This is a genomic window from Ruegeria sp. K11 (assembly GCF_056531905.1).
This window is the reverse complement of sequence record NZ_JBQFMP010000006.1, coordinates 40,328-57,159: the sequence shown is the minus strand read 5'-3', so window position 1 is coordinate 57,159 and position 16,832 is coordinate 40,328. Positions and strand designations below refer to the sequence as shown.

16 protein-coding genes and 1 tRNA gene are annotated in these 16,832 nt (G+C 57.6%); 9 read left to right on the top strand and 8 right to left on the bottom strand.

Annotated elements, in window-relative coordinates; translation table 11 throughout:
- Positions 1–19: 19 nt before the first annotated feature.
- Positions 20–1,117, bottom strand: coding sequence for a PQQ-dependent sugar dehydrogenase (locus ACR0K4_RS10925; protein WP_480853975.1), 1,098 nt, complete (start codon positions 1,115–1,117; stop codon positions 20–22).
- Between the two features lie 166 nt (positions 1,118–1,283).
- On the opposite strand from ACR0K4_RS10925, the gene ACR0K4_RS10920 reads away from it, so the two are divergent.
- The 7 genes from ACR0K4_RS10920 (at position 1,284) to ACR0K4_RS10890 (ending at position 7,515) form a co-directional block, all read left to right on the top strand.
- The gene (locus tag ACR0K4_RS10920; RefSeq protein WP_480853974.1) at positions 1,284–2,465 is read left to right on the top strand and encodes an ABC transporter substrate-binding protein; all 1,182 of its coding nucleotides are present in this window, start codon (positions 1,284–1,286) and stop codon (positions 2,463–2,465) included.
- Positions 2,466–2,591: 126 nt separating this feature from the next.
- The gene (locus ACR0K4_RS10915) at positions 2,592–3,380 is read left to right on the top strand and encodes an ABC transporter ATP-binding protein (RefSeq protein WP_480853972.1); all 789 of its coding nucleotides are present in this window, start codon (positions 2,592–2,594) and stop codon (positions 3,378–3,380) included.
- Positions 3,377–4,207 (top strand): ABC transporter ATP-binding protein, encoded by an 831-nt coding sequence (locus tag ACR0K4_RS10910; RefSeq protein ID WP_480853970.1) that lies wholly within the window; start codon positions 3,377–3,379, stop codon positions 4,205–4,207. The genes ACR0K4_RS10915 and ACR0K4_RS10910 overlap by 4 nt, the downstream gene beginning before the upstream one ends.
- A 2-nt stretch (positions 4,208–4,209) precedes the next feature.
- A complete protein-coding gene (locus tag ACR0K4_RS10905; RefSeq protein WP_480853969.1) occupies positions 4,210–4,758 on the top strand; it encodes a hypothetical protein in 549 nt (182 codons plus the stop codon).
- Between the two features lies 1 nt (position 4,759).
- Positions 4,760–5,770, top strand: coding sequence for a branched-chain amino acid ABC transporter permease (locus ACR0K4_RS10900; RefSeq protein ID WP_480853968.1), 1,011 nt, complete (start codon positions 4,760–4,762; stop codon positions 5,768–5,770).
- Positions 5,767–7,080: a branched-chain amino acid ABC transporter permease gene (locus tag ACR0K4_RS10895; protein WP_480853967.1), complete on the top strand. Its 1,314-nt coding sequence runs from the start codon at positions 5,767–5,769 to the stop codon at positions 7,078–7,080. Before ACR0K4_RS10900 ends, ACR0K4_RS10895 begins: the two co-directional genes overlap by 4 nt.
- A gap of 180 nt (positions 7,081–7,260) precedes the next feature.
- Entirely contained in the window at positions 7,261–7,515 is a 255-nt protein-coding gene (locus ACR0K4_RS10890) for a hypothetical protein (RefSeq protein WP_480853966.1), read from the top strand.
- Between the two features lie 13 nt (positions 7,516–7,528).
- On the opposite strand, the gene ACR0K4_RS10885 is transcribed toward ACR0K4_RS10890, so the two are convergent.
- Entirely contained in the window at positions 7,529–9,076 is a 1,548-nt protein-coding gene (locus tag ACR0K4_RS10885) for a helicase HerA-like domain-containing protein (protein WP_480853965.1), read from the bottom strand.
- Between the two features lie 447 nt (positions 9,077–9,523).
- Here ACR0K4_RS10885 and ACR0K4_RS10880 point away from each other — a divergent pair, with 447 nt between their 5' ends.
- Positions 9,524–10,120 carry an invasion associated locus B family protein gene (locus ACR0K4_RS10880; protein WP_480520468.1) on the top strand — a complete coding sequence of 199 codons (597 nt, stop codon included), beginning with the start codon at positions 9,524–9,526 and terminating at the stop codon, positions 10,118–10,120.
- Between the two features lie 68 nt (positions 10,121–10,188).
- On the opposite strand, the gene ACR0K4_RS10875 is transcribed toward ACR0K4_RS10880, so the two are convergent.
- The 4 genes from ACR0K4_RS10875 to ACR0K4_RS10860 are packed head-to-tail and all read right to left on the bottom strand — an operon-like array spanning position 10,189 to position 14,424.
- Positions 10,189–11,397 carry a beta-ketoacyl-[acyl-carrier-protein] synthase family protein gene (locus ACR0K4_RS10875; protein ID WP_480520470.1) on the bottom strand — a complete coding sequence of 403 codons (1,209 nt, stop codon included), beginning with the start codon at positions 11,395–11,397 and terminating at the stop codon, positions 10,189–10,191.
- Between the two features lie 8 nt (positions 11,398–11,405).
- The gene (locus tag ACR0K4_RS10870; RefSeq protein ID WP_480520472.1) at positions 11,406–11,663 is read right to left on the bottom strand and encodes an acyl carrier protein; all 258 of its coding nucleotides are present in this window, start codon (positions 11,661–11,663) and stop codon (positions 11,406–11,408) included.
- Between the two features lie 32 nt (positions 11,664–11,695).
- Positions 11,696–12,787, bottom strand: coding sequence for a UDP-3-O-(3-hydroxymyristoyl)glucosamine N-acyltransferase (gene lpxD, locus ACR0K4_RS10865; RefSeq protein ID WP_480853963.1), 1,092 nt, complete (start codon positions 12,785–12,787; stop codon positions 11,696–11,698).
- A 35-nt stretch (positions 12,788–12,822) separates the two neighbouring features.
- The gene (locus tag ACR0K4_RS10860) at positions 12,823–14,424 is read right to left on the bottom strand and encodes a L,D-transpeptidase family protein (protein WP_480853962.1); all 1,602 of its coding nucleotides are present in this window, start codon (positions 14,422–14,424) and stop codon (positions 12,823–12,825) included.
- Between the two features lie 347 nt (positions 14,425–14,771).
- On the opposite strand from ACR0K4_RS10860, the gene mepK reads away from it, so the two are divergent.
- Complete coding sequence (mepK, locus tag ACR0K4_RS10855) at positions 14,772–15,341, top strand: peptidoglycan L,D-endopeptidase MepK (RefSeq protein ID WP_480853961.1); 570 nt, start codon at positions 14,772–14,774, stop codon at positions 15,339–15,341.
- Positions 15,342–15,463: 122 nt separating this feature from the next.
- Here the strand turns inward: mepK and ACR0K4_RS10850 are convergent.
- Together ACR0K4_RS10850 and ACR0K4_RS10845 are read right to left on the bottom strand one after the other, a co-directional pair.
- Positions 15,464–15,540, bottom strand: a tRNA-Arg gene (locus ACR0K4_RS10850).
- Between the two features lie 57 nt (positions 15,541–15,597).
- A complete protein-coding gene (locus ACR0K4_RS10845) occupies positions 15,598–16,818 on the bottom strand; it encodes a cysteine desulfurase (protein WP_480853960.1) in 1,221 nt (406 codons plus the stop codon).
- Positions 16,819–16,832: the final 14 nt, after the last annotated feature.

Genomic DNA, 16,832 nt, shown 5'->3' with positions numbered 1-16,832 from the left:
AAGGATTGAAACCGGACCCCTATCTGTCAGGAGAAAGCCGGAATATTGCCCCCTCGCCTACAGAAATGAACCAAATCGAGCCATCCGCAGCCTCGACAATATCGCGGACGCGTTCCGTTTCCGGGCCTTTGATCTGCTCAACCTCTTGCAACGGATTGCCCGACAAGCGCGAAATATAATCGAACTTCAGCGACCCTACAAAGATGTCCCCTTTCCATTCCGGCCAAAGCTTGCCCGAATAGACCAGCAGGCCGGACGGAGCGATGGACGGGTCCCAGTAATGCTGTGGCTGTTCGAGCCCCTGTTTTGCGGTCCCTTCACCAATCTTTTTGCCCGAATAATGCAGGCCGTATGAGATCACCGGCCAGCCATAGTTCGCGCCGGGCTTAACAAGATTAACCTCATCTCCCCCACGCGCACCATGTTCTGACACCCACAGACGTCCGCGGGCATCCAACCCGGCCCCTTGCGGATTTCGATGACCGTATGACCAGATTTCGGGCCTGGCACCTGCTTGCCCCACAAACGGATTGTCCGCCGGAACCGAGCCGTCCCGGTTGATGCGGATCACCGTGCCCATATGGTTCGACGTGTCCTGCGCCTGCGGACGGTCGCCCCGATCCCCAATGGTGAAGAATAACCGGCCATCCTGCGCCTCGACCACACGACTGCCGAAATGACGACCACCGCTTCCGCCCGGTATGGCCTCGAAGATCACGCGCAGGTTGGTCAGCCGGTTCCCGCTTTCTGACAGACGGGCGACGGCCACAGCGGTGCCTGCACCCCCGCTCTGAGGTTTCGAGAAGGTCAGGAATATCTCACGGCTTTGCGCAAAGTCTCGCGCGACCGTGACGTCCAGCAAACCGCCCTGCCCGTTCGCGGCCACTTTCGGCACGCCCCTGACGCGCTTTGATGAGCCGTCATTGATGAACAGAAGCTCTCCGTCCCGCTCGGTGATCAGAAACCCGCCCCCCGGCAACAACCCGATGGCCCATGGCGTGTCCAACCCTTCGGCCATCTTGTCCACGCGGACCGCACCGGCGGATGTCTGCAGCACGTCGGCGCTGACCAGACTTGCGCAACCGGTCAGGAACAGAATCGCGAAAGCTCGGAGCATGGTGCCCTCCCTCACTGTGTTTATCTTGCCGCGAAAGGCGACAAACCTATCAAAACAAATAGGATTGTGAGCCGTAAAAACACAGTTGCGTTAGGACTTTTCTTTTTTGAATGCCTTGCCTAGGGTCGTGCCCAGAACGATTACGTTCACAACAGGGAGTAACCATATGAAAAAGCTGCTTACTGCAACTGCAGCATCCGCTCTGCTGGCTGGTCCGGCGCTGGCCGAAGACATCACTCTGGGCGTTCTGTTCGGCTTCACCGGGCCAATTGAATCTCTGGCTCCGGCGATGGGTTCGGGCGCAGAGATGGCAATGGCCGAAGTGACCGAATCCGGCAAACTGCTGGACGGTGCCAAAGTGACTGCATCGCGCGCCGATACAGGCTGTATCGACAATGGTCTGGCCACTTCGAACGGTGAGCGCATGATCGCAGACGGCGTTGCCGGTATCATCGGCGGCGACTGCTCGGGCGTGACCGGCGCGATCCTGCAGAACGTCGCGATTCCGAACGGCATGGTCATGATCTCCCCTTCGGCCACCTCTCCGGGCCTGTCGACCATGGAAGATAACGGACTGTTCTTCCGCACTGCCCCGTCGGACGCGCGTGAAGGTGAAGTGATGGCCGACATTCTGAACGACCGTGGCATCAGCTCGATCGCTCTGACCTACACCAACAACGACTATGGCAAGGGTCTGGCAGACGCGATCCAGTCCTCGTTCGAGGCATCGGGTGGCGAAGTCACTATCGTCGCGGCGCACGAAGACGGCAAGGCCGACTATTCGGCCGAAGTGGGCGCGCTGGCCTCGGCCGGTGGCGACATTCTGGTTGTCGCGGGCTATCTGGATCAGGGTGGTCTGGGCATCATCCAATCGGCACTGGACAGTGGTGCGTTTGACACATTCGGTCTGCCCGGCGGCATGATCGGTGACTCGCTGCCCTCGAATGTCGGCCCTGACCTGAACGGCTCGTTCGGTCAGATCGCCGGTTCGGGTGGTGAAGGGGCTGAAAAGTACTTTGCCATGGCCGAAGCCGCCGGGTTCGACGGCTCCTCGCCCTACTCGCCGGAAAGCTATGACGCAGCTGCGCTGTTCATGCTGGCGATGCAGGCTGCAGGCTCGACCAGCCCGGCAGAGTATGGCGCCAAGATTATGGACGTCGCCAACGCTCCGGGCGAAAAAATCTATCCCGGTGAGCTGGCCAAGGGTCTCGAATTGCTGGCTGCAGGTCAGGACATCGACTATGTCGGCGCATCGGGTGTTGAGCTGATCGGCCCCGGCGAAAGCGCGGGCTCGTATCGTGAGATCGAAGTTACCGACGGCGAGAACAAGACCGTCAACTTCCGTTGATCCGCGGTTAACAGTCATAAAAACAAACAGCCCGGGCCTTGTGTCCGGGCTGTTTCAATGACAAAAGGCCGCACCCTTCATACAGGGATGGGGCAACAACGCCGACAACGGCGGCTGGGGGAAAAGATGATCGTCGTCGAAGACGTGCACAAGCATTTCGGCGGGTTTCATGCGGTGGACGGGGCATCGCTGGAGATCCAAAAGGGCTCGATCACCGGTCTGATTGGGCCGAACGGGGCCGGAAAAACCACTCTGTTCAATGTCATCGCAGGCGTTCTGCCACCGACCAGCGGCAAGGTGTTGATGGATGGTGAGGATATCACCGGCCTGCCCCCGCATGAGCTGTTTCACAAGGGCCTGCTGCGCACGTTCCAGATCGCGCATGAGTTTTCGTCGATGTCCTGCCGTGAGAATCTGATGATGGTACCCGGTGCGCAATCGGGTGAAACGCTGTGGAACACATGGTTCGGCCGCAAGCGCATCGCCGATGAAGAACGCGCGCTGCGCGCAAAGGCCGACGAGGTGCTGGAATTCCTGACCATCGAACATTTGGCCGACCACAAGGCGGGTCAGGTCTCGGGCGGGCAAAAGAAACTGCTGGAGCTTGGTCGCACGATGATGGTGGATGCCAAAATCGTGTTTCTGGACGAGGTCGGCGCGGGCGTGAACCGCACCCTGCTAATGACCATTGGCGATACGATCCTGCGTCTGAACAAGGAACGCGGCTATACCTTCGTCGTCATCGAGCATGACATGGATTTCATCGGTAAGATCTGCGACCCGGTCATTTGTATGGCCGAGGGCAAAGTGTTGGCCGAAGGCACTCTGGACGAGATCAAGGCCAATGAGCACGTGATCGAGGCCTATCTGGGCACCGGCCTGAAGAACAAAGACAAGTTGGAGGCCGGGGCGTGACTGACAACCCTTACCATGACGACAAGGGCAACAAGGACGCCTCGATCACCAACCCGCACGGCGCCGGCACAATGACCCCCGCCCATCGCAAAAGCGGTGAGACACACAAGGTCGAGGGCGGCCCCTTCCTGATCGGCGACACCATGACCGGCGGCTACGGCAAGGGTCCGGACATCCTGCATGACTGCACTATCGCTGTCGACAAGGGTGAGATTGCGGTGATCGTCGGCCCCAACGGTGCGGGCAAATCCACCGCAATGAAAGCCGTGTTCGGGATGCTGGATGTCCGCTCCGGCGCGGTGCGGCTCGATGGTGAGGACATCACCACGCTCACCCCGCAGGATCGCGTGATGCGCGGGATGGGGTTTGTGCCGCAAACCTCGAACATCTTCACCTCGATGACGGTGGAAGAGAACCTTGAGATGGGCGCTTTCATCCGCCGCGACGATATCAGCCAGACGATGGAGCAGGTCTATGATCTGTTCCCCATCCTGCGTGACAAACGCAACCAAGCTGCCGGAGAGCTGTCGGGCGGCCAGCGCCAACAGGTCGCTGTGGGCCGCGCGCTGATGACCCAGCCCAAGGTGCTGATGCTGGACGAGCCGACCGCTGGGGTCTCGCCCATCGTGATGGATGAGCTGTTCGACCGGATCATCGAGGTTTCCCGAACTGGCCTGCCGATCCTGATGGTCGAACAAAACGCCCGTCAGGCGTTGGAGATCGCGGACAAGGGATACGTGCTGGTTCAGGGGCGGAACGCCTATTCCGGTACGGGCAAGGAACTGCTGGCCGATCCCGAAGTGCGTAAGAGTTTCTTGGGGGGGTGAGGATGTTCAAGACCTTATGCGCGTTGGGGTTCTCGCTACTCCCCCTGTCGGTATCAGCGTTTACCGGCCCGGTTAGTGATCTTGAGATTTATGACTGTATCGTTGTTGAAAAATGCGATCTTCAAAACCTATGCGCCCAAACCAACGAAGAAACTGAGCTGATATTTTCAACTGTCGTGCAGATGGCACCTCTGTCACCGGAAAACTACGCAGACCCGAATGGCAGGATAAAAGGCGTGGAGAAAATTGCCTGGATAGACCTACCTAGCTATCCGAACAAACGATTCCCTCTTCCCATCTGGTATCGTTACAATTTTGAAGTTGGCGAACCAAAAGAATTTCGGCTCGAGGATTGGCTTTCCGGCAAGCAAGTCTCGCCTTACGACGAACAGTTTTATGCATTTGTATTCGAAGCCAATGTGGGGAGCGAACAGGAGTTGTGGGATCTTTGGGAAGAGCGGGATTTTTGGTTCAAGCTGTATGAGAAAGAAGACAGCACCGCATCGCGGTTTGAAACGATCAAAATAATCTGCCCGGAGTATGGTAAGTAATATGGACTTCCTCAACGCCTTTGTGGCGCTCTCCAACTTCGTACTTGTTCCCGCAATCGCCTATGGCAGCCAGTTGGCGCTGGGCGCTCTGGGGGTGACGCTGATCTATGGCATCCTGCGGTTCTCGAACTTTGCGCATGGCGATACAATGGCCTTTGGCGCGATGATCGCCGTGCTGGTCACATGGGGCCTGCAAGCCGCAGGGGTCAGTTTCGGGCCGCTGCCGACCGCTCTGCTGGCCCTGCCCTTTGCCATTCTGGGCTGTATCGTTCTGGTGCTGATCACCGACCGGCTCGTGTACAGGTTCTACCGGGAACAAAAGGCCAAACCTGTCATTCTGGTGATCGTATCGATGGGCGTGATGTTCATCATGAACGGGTTGGTGCGGTTCGTCATCGGGCCGGATGACCAGCGTTTCTCGGACGGGGCACGGTTCATCGTCTCGGCGCGGGATTTCAAGGCGATGACCGGGCTGCGTGAGGGGCTGGCGATCAAGACCTCTCAGGGCATTACCGTGATTGTGGCCGTCGTTGCCGTGGTGCTGCTGTTCTGGTTTCTGAACAAAACGCGCACCGGCAAGTCGATGCGCGCTTATTCGGATAACGAGGATCTGGCACTGCTGTCGGGCATCAACCCCGAGCGGGTGGTGATGATCACATGGATCATCGTTGCTGCGCTGGCGACGACAGCGGGTGTGCTGTACGGCCTCGACAAAAGCTTCAAGCCCTTCGTCTATTTCCAGCTTCTGCTGCCGATCTTTGCCTCGGCCATCGTGGGTGGCCTTGGCAATCCGATCGGGGCCATTGCGGGCGGGTTTATCATCGCCTTCTCCGAGGTCACGATCACCTATGCCTGGAAAAAGGTGCTGACCTACCTGGCACCTGAAAACCTTGAACCGTCGGGCTTGGTTCAGCTTCTATCCACCGATTACAAATTCGCCGTCAGCTTCGTCATCCTGCTGATCGTGCTTCTGTTTAAGCCGACAGGCCTGTTCAAAGGGAAAGTGGTATGACCGAGACTGCCAAAAACACGCTGCTTTTCGTTGTCGTCGGCGGGCTCATCCTTCTGACCGGTTTCACCCAAAGCTGGAATGCGGCAATCCTGATCCTGAACATGGGCCTGATCTCGGCCATCATGTCCATTGGCGTGAACCTTCAATGGGGCTTTGCGGGCCTGTTCAACGTCGGTGTCATGGGCTTTGTCGCGCTTGGCGGGTTGGCGGTTGTGCTGGTTTCGACCCCACCGACACCTGGGGCGTGGACCGGTGGTGGCTTTGGCGTCATTCTGGCGCTGTTGCTGGGCGCGGCAACCGTTGTCGCCGCCGTTATGACCGCCCAGAAGATGGCTGCCGGACGCGTGCGGACGCTGGCAATCATCGCCATTTTGATTGGTGGGTTCTTCATCTATCGCGCGATCTTTGATCCGAATGTTGCGGCCATCGAGGAAATCGATCCCGCGATCGCAGGGAATATCGGCGGCCTGAACCTACCGGTTCTGTTGGCCTGGCCCGCCGGCGGGTTGCTGGCCGCCGGGGCTGCATGGTTGATCGGCAAGACCGCGCTGGGCTTGCGGTCGGACTATCTGGCGATTGCCACGCTGGGTATCGCCGAAATCATCATCGCCATCATGAAAAACGAAGACTGGTTGGCCCGCGGGGTCAAGAATGTCTACGGCATACCGCGCCCTTCGCCGGTTGTAGGGTATGAGGTCGAGTTGCAGCAAGATCCGGGCTTTCTTGCTCGGGCCGAGTGGTTGGGCATCGATCCGGTCACGGCCTCAACCTTGTCAGTCAAGCTGGGTTATTCGCTGCTGTTCATGATCGTCTTGCTTGTCTTGCTGTGGATGGCGCAGATGGCCCTGAAAAGCCCTTGGGGCCGCATGATGCGTGCCATTCGCGACAACGAAGTTGCTGCCGAAGCGATGGGCAAAGACGTCACCCGCCGTCACCTGCAAATCTTCGTCCTGGGCTCGGCCATTTGCGGTATCGCAGGTGCAATGATGACGACGCTGGACGGGCAGTTGACACCGGGCACATACAATCCGCTACGGTTCACCTTCCTTGTCTGGGTCATGGTGATCGTCGGCGGCTCAGGCAACAATTTCGGAGCCGTTCTTGGGGCTTTCCTGATCTGGTTCCTGTGGGTGCAGGTCGAACCCATCGGCCTGTGGCTGATGAACCTGATCACGGTGGGAATGCCGGATGGCAGCGCGCTCAAGGCGCATCTGATCGATAGTGCCGCTCATATGCGCCTGTTCACGATGGGACTGATCTTGCTGATTGTTCTCAGGTTCAGCCCACGCGGTCTCATTCCCGAAAAATAGGCGAATTTCCTCGCAATCGATCCCGCCGCGCCGGCCCTACGGCGCGGTGTCTTGATTTCGTTAACAATTCTTAATAGACGAGTTCACCGCTTGCATGTCGCGCAGGCGCTATCGGCACGCACTCACACCACCGCCGATCTGTACGATCACTTGTGTTTACCAACGAGGACGTCCCTCATCATGAAAATGACCGCCACCAAAACCGCTCTGGTCCTGTCTGCATTCACAGCATTGACCGCATGTGTTCCGTCTCCGAAAGATCTGGAAACGGAACCCGTTCAGGTGTCCACGGCCAAGGGCGTGGTCACATGCCAGCTTTACACAGAACGCCGCGTGCTTTGGGATCGGGCGATCGACTTTCCGGCCACAAAAATGTCAGTCGCCGAAGCGGACAACGTATGCCGCGAAGAAGGATTGCGCCGGCTGAACAAGTAGACCGGCCGTGCCTTTATCGGTTGCGGAATAGCCCGCCCAGGATGCCGCGCACGATCCGACGCCCGGTGGTGCCTTTCAGCTCTTTAATCACCGCCTCGCTCATTGCAGAGGCAAAGCTGTCCTTCTTCCGGCTCACTCTTGCCGAGGACCGTCCCACGCGACTGCCGGAATATCTGCGGGCCGAGGCATATTCCCTTTCCGCCGGGGATTGCCGTTCGATCACCTCATCCGCTTCGGCAGCTTCGGCCTCGGTGGCTGCAGCTTCGGCGCGGGCCTGAAGGATTTCAAAGGCGGACTTGCGGTCAACCCGGACATCATATTTCGGCCCCATGGCTGACTGGCCCAAAACCTCTTGTCGCTGATCGTCGGTAATTGGCCCCAGCTGCGATCCAGGCGGGCGGATTAACGTGCGTTGGACAACACCGGGCACACCTTTTTTCATGAGCATCGAGGTGACAGCCTCGCCCACACCCACTTCGCGAATGGCGGCTTCGGTGTCGAAATCCGGGTTCTCACGATAGGTTTCGGCAGCAAGACGCAGGTTCTTGCGATCCCGCGCGGTAAAGGCGCGCAAGGCGTGCTGAACACGATTGCCCAACTGGCCCAGAATATCCTCGGGAATATCCGCCGGGCTTTGCGTGATGAAATACACCCCAACACCTTTCGAACGGATCAGACGCGCCACCTGCTCGACCTTGTCGACCAGAACCTTTGGGGCGTCTTCGAACAGCAAATGCGCCTCGTCAAAAAAGAACACCAGCTTGGGTTTGTCCGGGTCGCCGACTTCGGGCAGCTCCTCGAACAACTCGCTGAGCAGCCACAACAGGAATGTCGCGTAAAGGCGCGGCGCGCCCATAAGCTTGTCTGATGCCAGAATGTTCACCATGCCCTGCCCGGCCTCATCCACCTGCATGAGATCCGACAGATCGAGTGCGGGCTCGCCAAACAGCTTTGTTCCGCCTTGATTTTCCAGAACCAGCAACCGGCGCTGAATCGCTCCGATCGATGAGGTCGAGACGTTGCCATACCGCAATGACAGCTGGGTTCGGTTCTCGCCGATCCAGACCAGAAGGGATTGCAGATCCTTCAGGTCCAACAATGGCAACCCATCTTCATCCGCAACACGAAAGGCGATGTTGAGAATGCCTTCTTGCGCCTCGCTCAGTTCCAGAAGGCGCGATAGCAGCAAAGGTCCCATTTCGGTAACGGTGGTTCGAACCGGGTGACCCTGTTCGCCGAAAAGGTCCCAAAACGTCACCGGACAAGCGGCATAAGTAAAATCGTCGAACCCAATGCGCTTGGACCGATCCATAAACGCCTGATGCAACTTGTGCTGATCACTGCCCGCCCGCGCAAGGCCGGACAGATCACCTTTTACATCCGCCAAGAAAACCGGCACGCCAGCTTGGGAAAAACCTTCGGCCAGGATTTGCAATGTTACGGTTTTACCAGTTCCCGTTGCGCCAGCGATCAGGCCGTGTCGGTTTGCATACTTCAACGCCAGACCTTGCTTTTCGCCGTAATCTGCACCGCCGCCGCCAATAAAGATTTCATTTTTCATTAAAAAACTGTCCCAAAACTCACCGATCAGGGTTGAGCATACAAAGTTAACCTATCGCTGCGATAGTCATTTTGCCTCCGTCATGACTCGTTTGCGGCAGGGGCGACTTCCTCCCTGTTGACTGGCCGTGCCTTCGGGCACGGCTTTTTTCGCCTGATCTGCAAGAAAGGGCCCTGGTGGTGGTAAATTCTTGCCAATAGCAGTTGACCCCCGGGTTCCCCTTTCGTAACGTCTGCGCATAACTAAGTCGGCCAGTCCGACGGGGAGAAAAAATTCATGAAGGGAGCCGCTCAACCGGCTCCCTTTGTTGTTTGTTTCTTTGGGTTGCGCGCGTCAGCATAGGCAACAATTTGTTGAATTCCGAACCCACCGCTCGGTTTGCGCCTGACACCATCGATTTGCAGTGCTAGATGGATCAAAAAGCTGGATCGGCAAAACGAGGCATTCATGATCAGGACCCTTTTTCCCCTCACACTGGCAACCGTCACTTTCATGGCCGGCATTGTTTATGCGCAGGAGGGTACCGACACTCAGGCGGAACCGACCACGCCATCTGTTGGCGATCTGGATTTGGGTGAGGCCGGCCCGCGCGTGGGCGAACAATATGTCAAGGAAGAAAGCGGCGATTGGACGATTGCCTGCATCAAAACGGAAAACGGCAATGACCCCTGCGCGATGCGCCAATTGCTGAACGGGGATCAAGGGCAACCCATTGCCGAAATCACACTTGAGAAACTGCCGGAAGGTTCGGCGGCAGTTGCGGGTGCAACGGTCATCGTACCGCTCGAGACATTGCTTCAGGCGCAGCTGGCCTTGTCGATCGATGGCGCGCCGGGCAAACGTTACAACTATCACCACTGTAACCCCGTCGGCTGTGTCGTTCAGATGGGCTTTACGCAGGGCGATGTCGACGCGATGAAGGCGGGCACCGAGGCAACGATGTCGCTGGTATCGATTCTGGCGCCCAACCAGTTGGTTGAGATGAGGCTTTCGCTGGCCGGGTTCACCGCCGGGTTCAACGGGATCAGCGCCAATCGGAACTGACCCTGTACCGTGCTAGGAAACGTCGCCATGGCGATCCCGGGCGACGTTTTTTATTTGTATCGTATCCGTTAAACGCGCCGCAGCGCGAGGACGGCGTTCATCCCGCCAAAGGCAAAGGCGTTGCTTAATGCGACATCGATCTTTGCCTCGCGCGCCTCGTTTGGCACCACGTCCAGAGCACATTCGGGATCGGGTTCTTGGTAACCGATAGTTGGTGCAATCACGCCGTCTCGCAGGGCCATAATGCAGGCCAATAGCTCAACCGCGCCGGTGCCGCCAATCATGTGACCGTGCATAGACTTTGTTGACGATATCATCAGATCATCGGCATGTGGTCCGAATACATCCGCCACCGCCGCGCATTCTGTTTTGTCATTGGCAGCCGTTCCGGTGCCATGAGCGTTGATGTATCCCACATCGCTGGCATTCAGCCCCGCATCAACCAAAGCCCCGGCCATGGCACGCGACGCGCCCTGTTTGCTGGGCATCACAATGTCGGCCGCATCCGAGGACATAGCAAAGCCCACAACCTCGCACAGAATCTCGGCACCGCGCGCTTTTGCATGTTCATATTCTTCGAACACAAACACGCCCGCACCTTCCCCTTGCACCATACCATTCCTGTTGGCGCTGAACGGGCGGCACGCATCTTTCGACATGACCCGCAACCCTTCCCAGGCTTTGACCCCGCCAAAACACAGCATGGATTCCGACCCGCCGGTCAGCATCGCTGGAGCCGCCCCGCTGCGCACCATTTGAAACGCCAGCGCCATCGCATGGTTGGACGAGGCGCATGCGGTCGAGACAGTAAAGCTGGGACCTTTGAGGTTATGCTCCATCGACACATGGCTGGCGGCCGCGTTGTTCATCAACTTCGGCACAACAAACGGATGCACGCGGTTCTTTCCGTCTTCATAGACAGAACGATAGTTGTCATCCCAGGTCGAAACTCCACCACCCGCAGTACCCAGAACGACGCCGGACCGGGCGGCCAGATCACCGTGAAAAACGATTCCCGACTGATCGATGGCTTCTTTGGCGGCGGTCAGGGTGAATTGCGTGAACCGGTCATACAGTGTCATCTGCTGGCGGTTAAAGCGCCCTTCCGCCTCGAATCCGCGCACCTGACCGCCAATTTTGATGGCCAGCCGCTCGACGTCGCGGAACTCTAGCTCAGAGATACCACAGCGCCCCTCACGCATGGCCTCAAGCGTATCGGGCACGGAATGCCCCAGCGAATTGATCGTGCCCGCCCCCGTAATGACAACGCGTTTCATCGAGTGTGTCAGACCTTTTCAGCCACGAGTTTTTCAATGCCCGCGATAATGGCCGAAACGTTCGTTATGTCGAAATCGCTGGCCGTGGGTTCATTGGCATTGAACGGAACATTGATGTCGAACTCTTCTTCGATTGCGAAGATACTTTCGACCAGACCAAGGCTGTCGATGCCCAAATCTTCAAGCGTGCTGTCGGGTGTCACATCCGAAGGCTCCAGCACGGCCTGTTCGGCGATGATTGCAATGACACGGTCACTGATGCTCATGTCGGTCCCCTGATTGTCGCGTTGCGGATGACTTAATCGCTCGGGGGCTGTTTGAAAACCGCCTTTTTCAACGTCTCGACGTCACGCGCCAGGCGCGGCAGGCGGCGTTGGGCTTTGTAAATATCGGTGTGGGTTTCCATTTTGATGCCGGGATAGCCCATAATCACGCGCCCTGCCGGCACGTTGGACAGGATTTTCGTCCCGCCGCCTGAAATCACCCCGTCTCCGATAAAGATATTGTCCACCACACCGGTCTGACCACCAAGGATCACATTGTTTCCGATCTCGACAGACCCGGACACACCGGTCAGGCCGCACAACAGACAATCGCGGCCAACGCGCGTGTTGTGTCCGACATGCACAAGATTATCCAGCTTTGAGCCATCGCCAATCACTGTGTTTCGGATCGTCCCATTATCCACCGTGCTGTTCGAGCCGACCTCGACATCATCACCGACCTCAACAGCGCCCAGAGAGTGGATGCGCAGCCAGTTTTGATCCTTGGCGTCGCCCTTGTCGCCCATGGTTTTACGCACATTCTCGGCTCCGGACACTTCGGGCGTGACAAAGCTGAAGCCGTCGCCGCCAATCCGTGCACCGGGTTGTGCAATGAACCGGTTTCCGATCTGCGCCCGCGCACCGATGCTGACCATCTCGCGCAAGAGGGCGTCCTGGCCCAAAACCACGTCCATACCAATCGTGCAATGCGCGCCAATCACTGACCCCGCACCGATCTGTGCCCGAGGGCCAACCACGACCAAAGGGCCGATCGAGACATCTGCGCCGATTTCAGCCGTTGAATCGATCACGGCTGAGGGGTGAATGCCCGGAGCAATCCCCTGCCCCCGGTCCAGCATCGCCGTAACCCCGGCCATCGCCATTCGGGGCCGCTGGACGAATATGGCCGCGTCCAGCCCCATCGCTTTCCAATCCGCGCCATCCCACAACACAGCAGCCCGCGCCGCGCCCGCCGCAAGTGTTTCGGCATATTTCGGAGACATCGCCATCGCCAGATCCATCGGACCGGCATCGCCCGGTTCGGCGGCGCGCAAGATGGTCAGATCGGTCTGGCCTTCGGCCGTCGCGCCCAAGGCCTGAGCGACTTGATCAATGGTAAACTGCATTCCGGGCTTCCCTTGGTTCAGGACCTGGCCCGTGATTACCCCTGAACGTCCGGCAGGGCCACCCCTGCCTTTTGCAACGCGTCCCAAATCTTTGCATCCCGGCCATAGACGTCACGGCGATACTGCACATCGCCTTTGGGTCCGACATAGGCAGTGCGGTAAATCAGATGTACCGGAACCGGTTGATCGAGATTTACTCGGGTCTCTTTGCCTGTATTCAGAACCCGGTGGAAAAAGGCCTTGGGGTCCTCTTCCTGCAGCGCCAGCAACGCATAGGCAAACCCGAACGGGTCAGCCAGGCGGATACAACCGTGCGAGAAGGCTCGTACCTCACGCGAGAACAGGCTTTTCTGCGGCGTATCATGCAGATAGATGTTGTACTTGTTGGGGAACATGAACTTCACCAACCCCAGTGCGTTACTCTGACTAGGAGGTTGGCGCATCGAGAACGGGAAGTTGCGGGCAGTGAATTGCGTGAAATCAACCGCCCCGCGATTGACCTGCCGGCCGCTGCGATCCGTGATGTGGATATGCCCGACCGCATTCGGGTCGGCCTTCAGTTTTGGCAGGTATTCCTTGGTGATGATCGAGCGCGGTACATACCAGCTGGGGTTGATGACCATATGTTCCATCTGGTCGGAAAACTCAGGGCTGCGGCGATCATGTGTATTTTTGCCGATCACCGTTCGGCTTTCAAACGTAACCTGCCCGTCATCCATGATCTTGGCCGAGAAATCAGCCTGATTGACCAGAATGTGGCGCTCTCCCCGATCTTTCGGCAACCAGCGTTCACGCTCCAATGCAACCAGAACTGACTTCAGCCGATCCGATGCCGGGCGATTCAATTCAGCGATCGTTCCGCTGCCCGCAACCCCATCCGGCTCAAGCCCGTGGTCGTTTTGAAAGGCCGTGACGGCCGCCAGCATCGTATCATCGAAAGCCGGGCTGGCTGTCGGTTTCATATATCCCATAGCAACCAGCCGATTGCGCAGCTTGATCACTTTTGGACCGGTATCGCCCATTTCAAGCTTGCCATCGGGGACCGTCGCGCCCCATCCGCCTTGGGCGATCAGATGCTCCAGTTCTCTCTTCTGTTTCAATAGAGCGCGGTATTGTGCCGTCTGCGGGATGAGATTTTTGATGTATCCATCTGATTTGGCGTCAATAACACCACGCAAATGATCCTCGGCCGTAAGCCGCGTCACCTCACGCACCAACCCGTCATCGATCTGAGCCGGTTTCAGCGCACCCGATTGCATATCGGTGGCGTATCTTGCGAAAGCCCGGCTCAGCGCAGCTTCGACCTTGCCAAGATCACGCGCTGTTTTCGCATCCTGCATCTGCGACATCAGGCTGTGGACGTCATATCGGGACGACGGCAACCCATGCAAATCTGCAGCAGACAGGGCCTTAATCAATGCAGACCGACGCGCCACATGCTGCGGCGTGTCTCCAACCCAGATCGGATCAAACTGGTTTTCGCGGTAAAAATCCGCAATGGCCGGGGTGCCAGCAGTGTTCTCGGCGACTGCCATCTGGAACGCTGTTCCGTCCGTGCTCGCCTGCACGCCCGAGGCGCAGCTCAGCATCAAAACCGCAAAAACAACACGAGTACTGGTACGAAAGGCAAATGGCATGGGATGACCTTAGGTTTTTCAATAACTTCACACACTTCAAAAAAAGCGTTCTAAAATAGTGTTGCGCGACGAAAGACTTGTCTATTCACAACTTGATCACTTGAATACATCTTTTCGACCTTGATGCGCGTTTGCATCTCAGGCCCCTTACCAGCCTCACGAATAAGCAAAACTGTGTCAATTGCGCAAAAAACTGCCGAAATTTCCCCCTTGATCTTGGCGAAACGAAACAATTCTTGGCCGATCGGGTCCACTGTGCCATAAGTTTCGCATCTGGGATGGGAAAATATTAATACCGCGCGCGTAACATCGTGTGCAGGCAGGAACAGTACGGGACGACATAAGAAATGACCAAGAGCAGTGCTTCGGGCTTGACCCGGCGTGCCCTATTGGGCGCATTCGCAGCCACGGCCGTAGCCGCGGCACCGACATATTCCCAAGCGGCAGGTTTTCTTCGTGGCAGCGGCGACATTCGCCGAATTCGCATGTATTCGGGGCGCACCGGCGAACGCATTGACATGGTGTATTGGGTCGATGGCAAATACATCAAAGACGCGGTGAAAGAGGTCAATTACTTCATGCGCGACTGGCGCAACGATCAGGTCAAGGACATAGACCTGCGCACCATCGACATCATGGCCGCATCCCACAACATGCTGGACGCGAGCGAGCCGTATATGCTGCTTTCGGGCTACCGCTCTCCCAAAACCAATGCGATGCTCAGGTCGCGCTCGCGCGGTGTTGCGCGCAACTCACTGCATATGAAGGGTCAGGCGGCGGATCTCAGATTGTCTTCACGCTCTGTCTCCCAGATGGCCAAGGCAGCTATGGCTTGCCGCGCTGGCGGTGTAGGCCAGTATTACCGCTCGAATTTCGTCCACATGGATTGCGGTGACGTCCGTACCTGGCGCGGCTGACTGTACAACCTGTTGCTGATTTTGTTTGCCCCCTTCGGCCAGCCCGTCGGGGGTTTTGTCTTATCCATTCTGCACAGAACCACAGACCGAAAGGGCAGCCTGTGCAAAATATTGTCTGAAAGTGGCGCACCTGAGAGGATTCGAACCTCTGGCCTCTGCCTTCGGAGGGCAGCGCTCTATCCAGCTGAGCTACAGGTGCCTTGGCCGTTAGCTACCCTCGTTCCGATCCGGGTGCAACTGCAAATCGGTGCGCCGATCAGGCAAATAGATCATGCGCCAGTTCCAGCGCGTCGATCAAAGTGTCGACCTCGTCCGTGGTATTATAAAGACCAAAACTGGCGCGACAGGTAGCCGTGACACCAAGGTGATCCATCAGAGGACCCGCACAATGATGCCCTGCCCGAACCGCGACTCCTTTCTTGTCCAATATGGTCGAGACGTCATGCGCGTGACCCGCCCCATCCAACGTAAAGCTGAAAATCGCCGCCTTGTTCGCTGTCGTGCCTTGGACCTGCAACCAGTTTAACCCTGTCAATTTGTCCATCGCATAATCGCGCAGACCGGCCTCATGCGCGGCGATATTGTCCATGCCAAGACCCATCATATAGTCCAGCGCTACACCCATTCCGATGGTCTGCACAATGCCCGGAGTTCCCGCCTCGAACTTCATCGGCGGGTCGTTGTAGATCACCTCGTCCTTCGAGACCTCTTTGATCATGTCGCCGCCACCAATAAAGGGGCGCATCTCGGCCATACGCTCGGATTTGATGAAAATCGCACCCGAGCCGGACGGACCATACAGCTTGTGGCCCGTAATGGCGTAGAAATCGCAGCCGATATCCTGCAGGTTTACCGGCATGTGCACAGCCCCCTGACTGCCATCGACCAGAACCGGCACTCCTTTGGCATGGGCACCCTGCGTGATGGCCTTGACATCGACGACCGTGCCCAAGACGTTCGAACAGTGCGTCACCGCCACCAGTTTGGTCTTTGGAGTGATGGCATCGATCACTGCCTGCGGGTCCAAATGCCCAGCCGCGTCTACATCGACCCATTTCAGGACCACGCCCTGCCGTTCGCGCAGAAAATGCCAGGGCACGATATTGGCATGATGTTCCATGACGCTTAGAACGATTTCGTCTCCGGCTTGCAGGCGCGGCATGGCCCAACCGTATGCAACCAGATTGATCCCCTCTGTTGTGCCCGAGTTCAGAACGATCTCATCCTCGTCAGCGACGCCCAGAAATTTGGCAACGGTGCCACGGACAGATTCGTATTTTTCGGTGGCAAGATTGGACAGATAGTGCAAGCCGCGATGGACGTTCGAATACTCCTGCGCATAGGCCTGTGTGACCGCATCAATTACCACCTGAGGCTTTTGCGCCGACGCGCCATTGTCCAAATAGGTCAGAGGCTTACCGTTCACCTGCCGCGACAGGATCGGAAATTCAGAGCGGATGTTTTGGACATCATACATATTCGCAGGTTTCC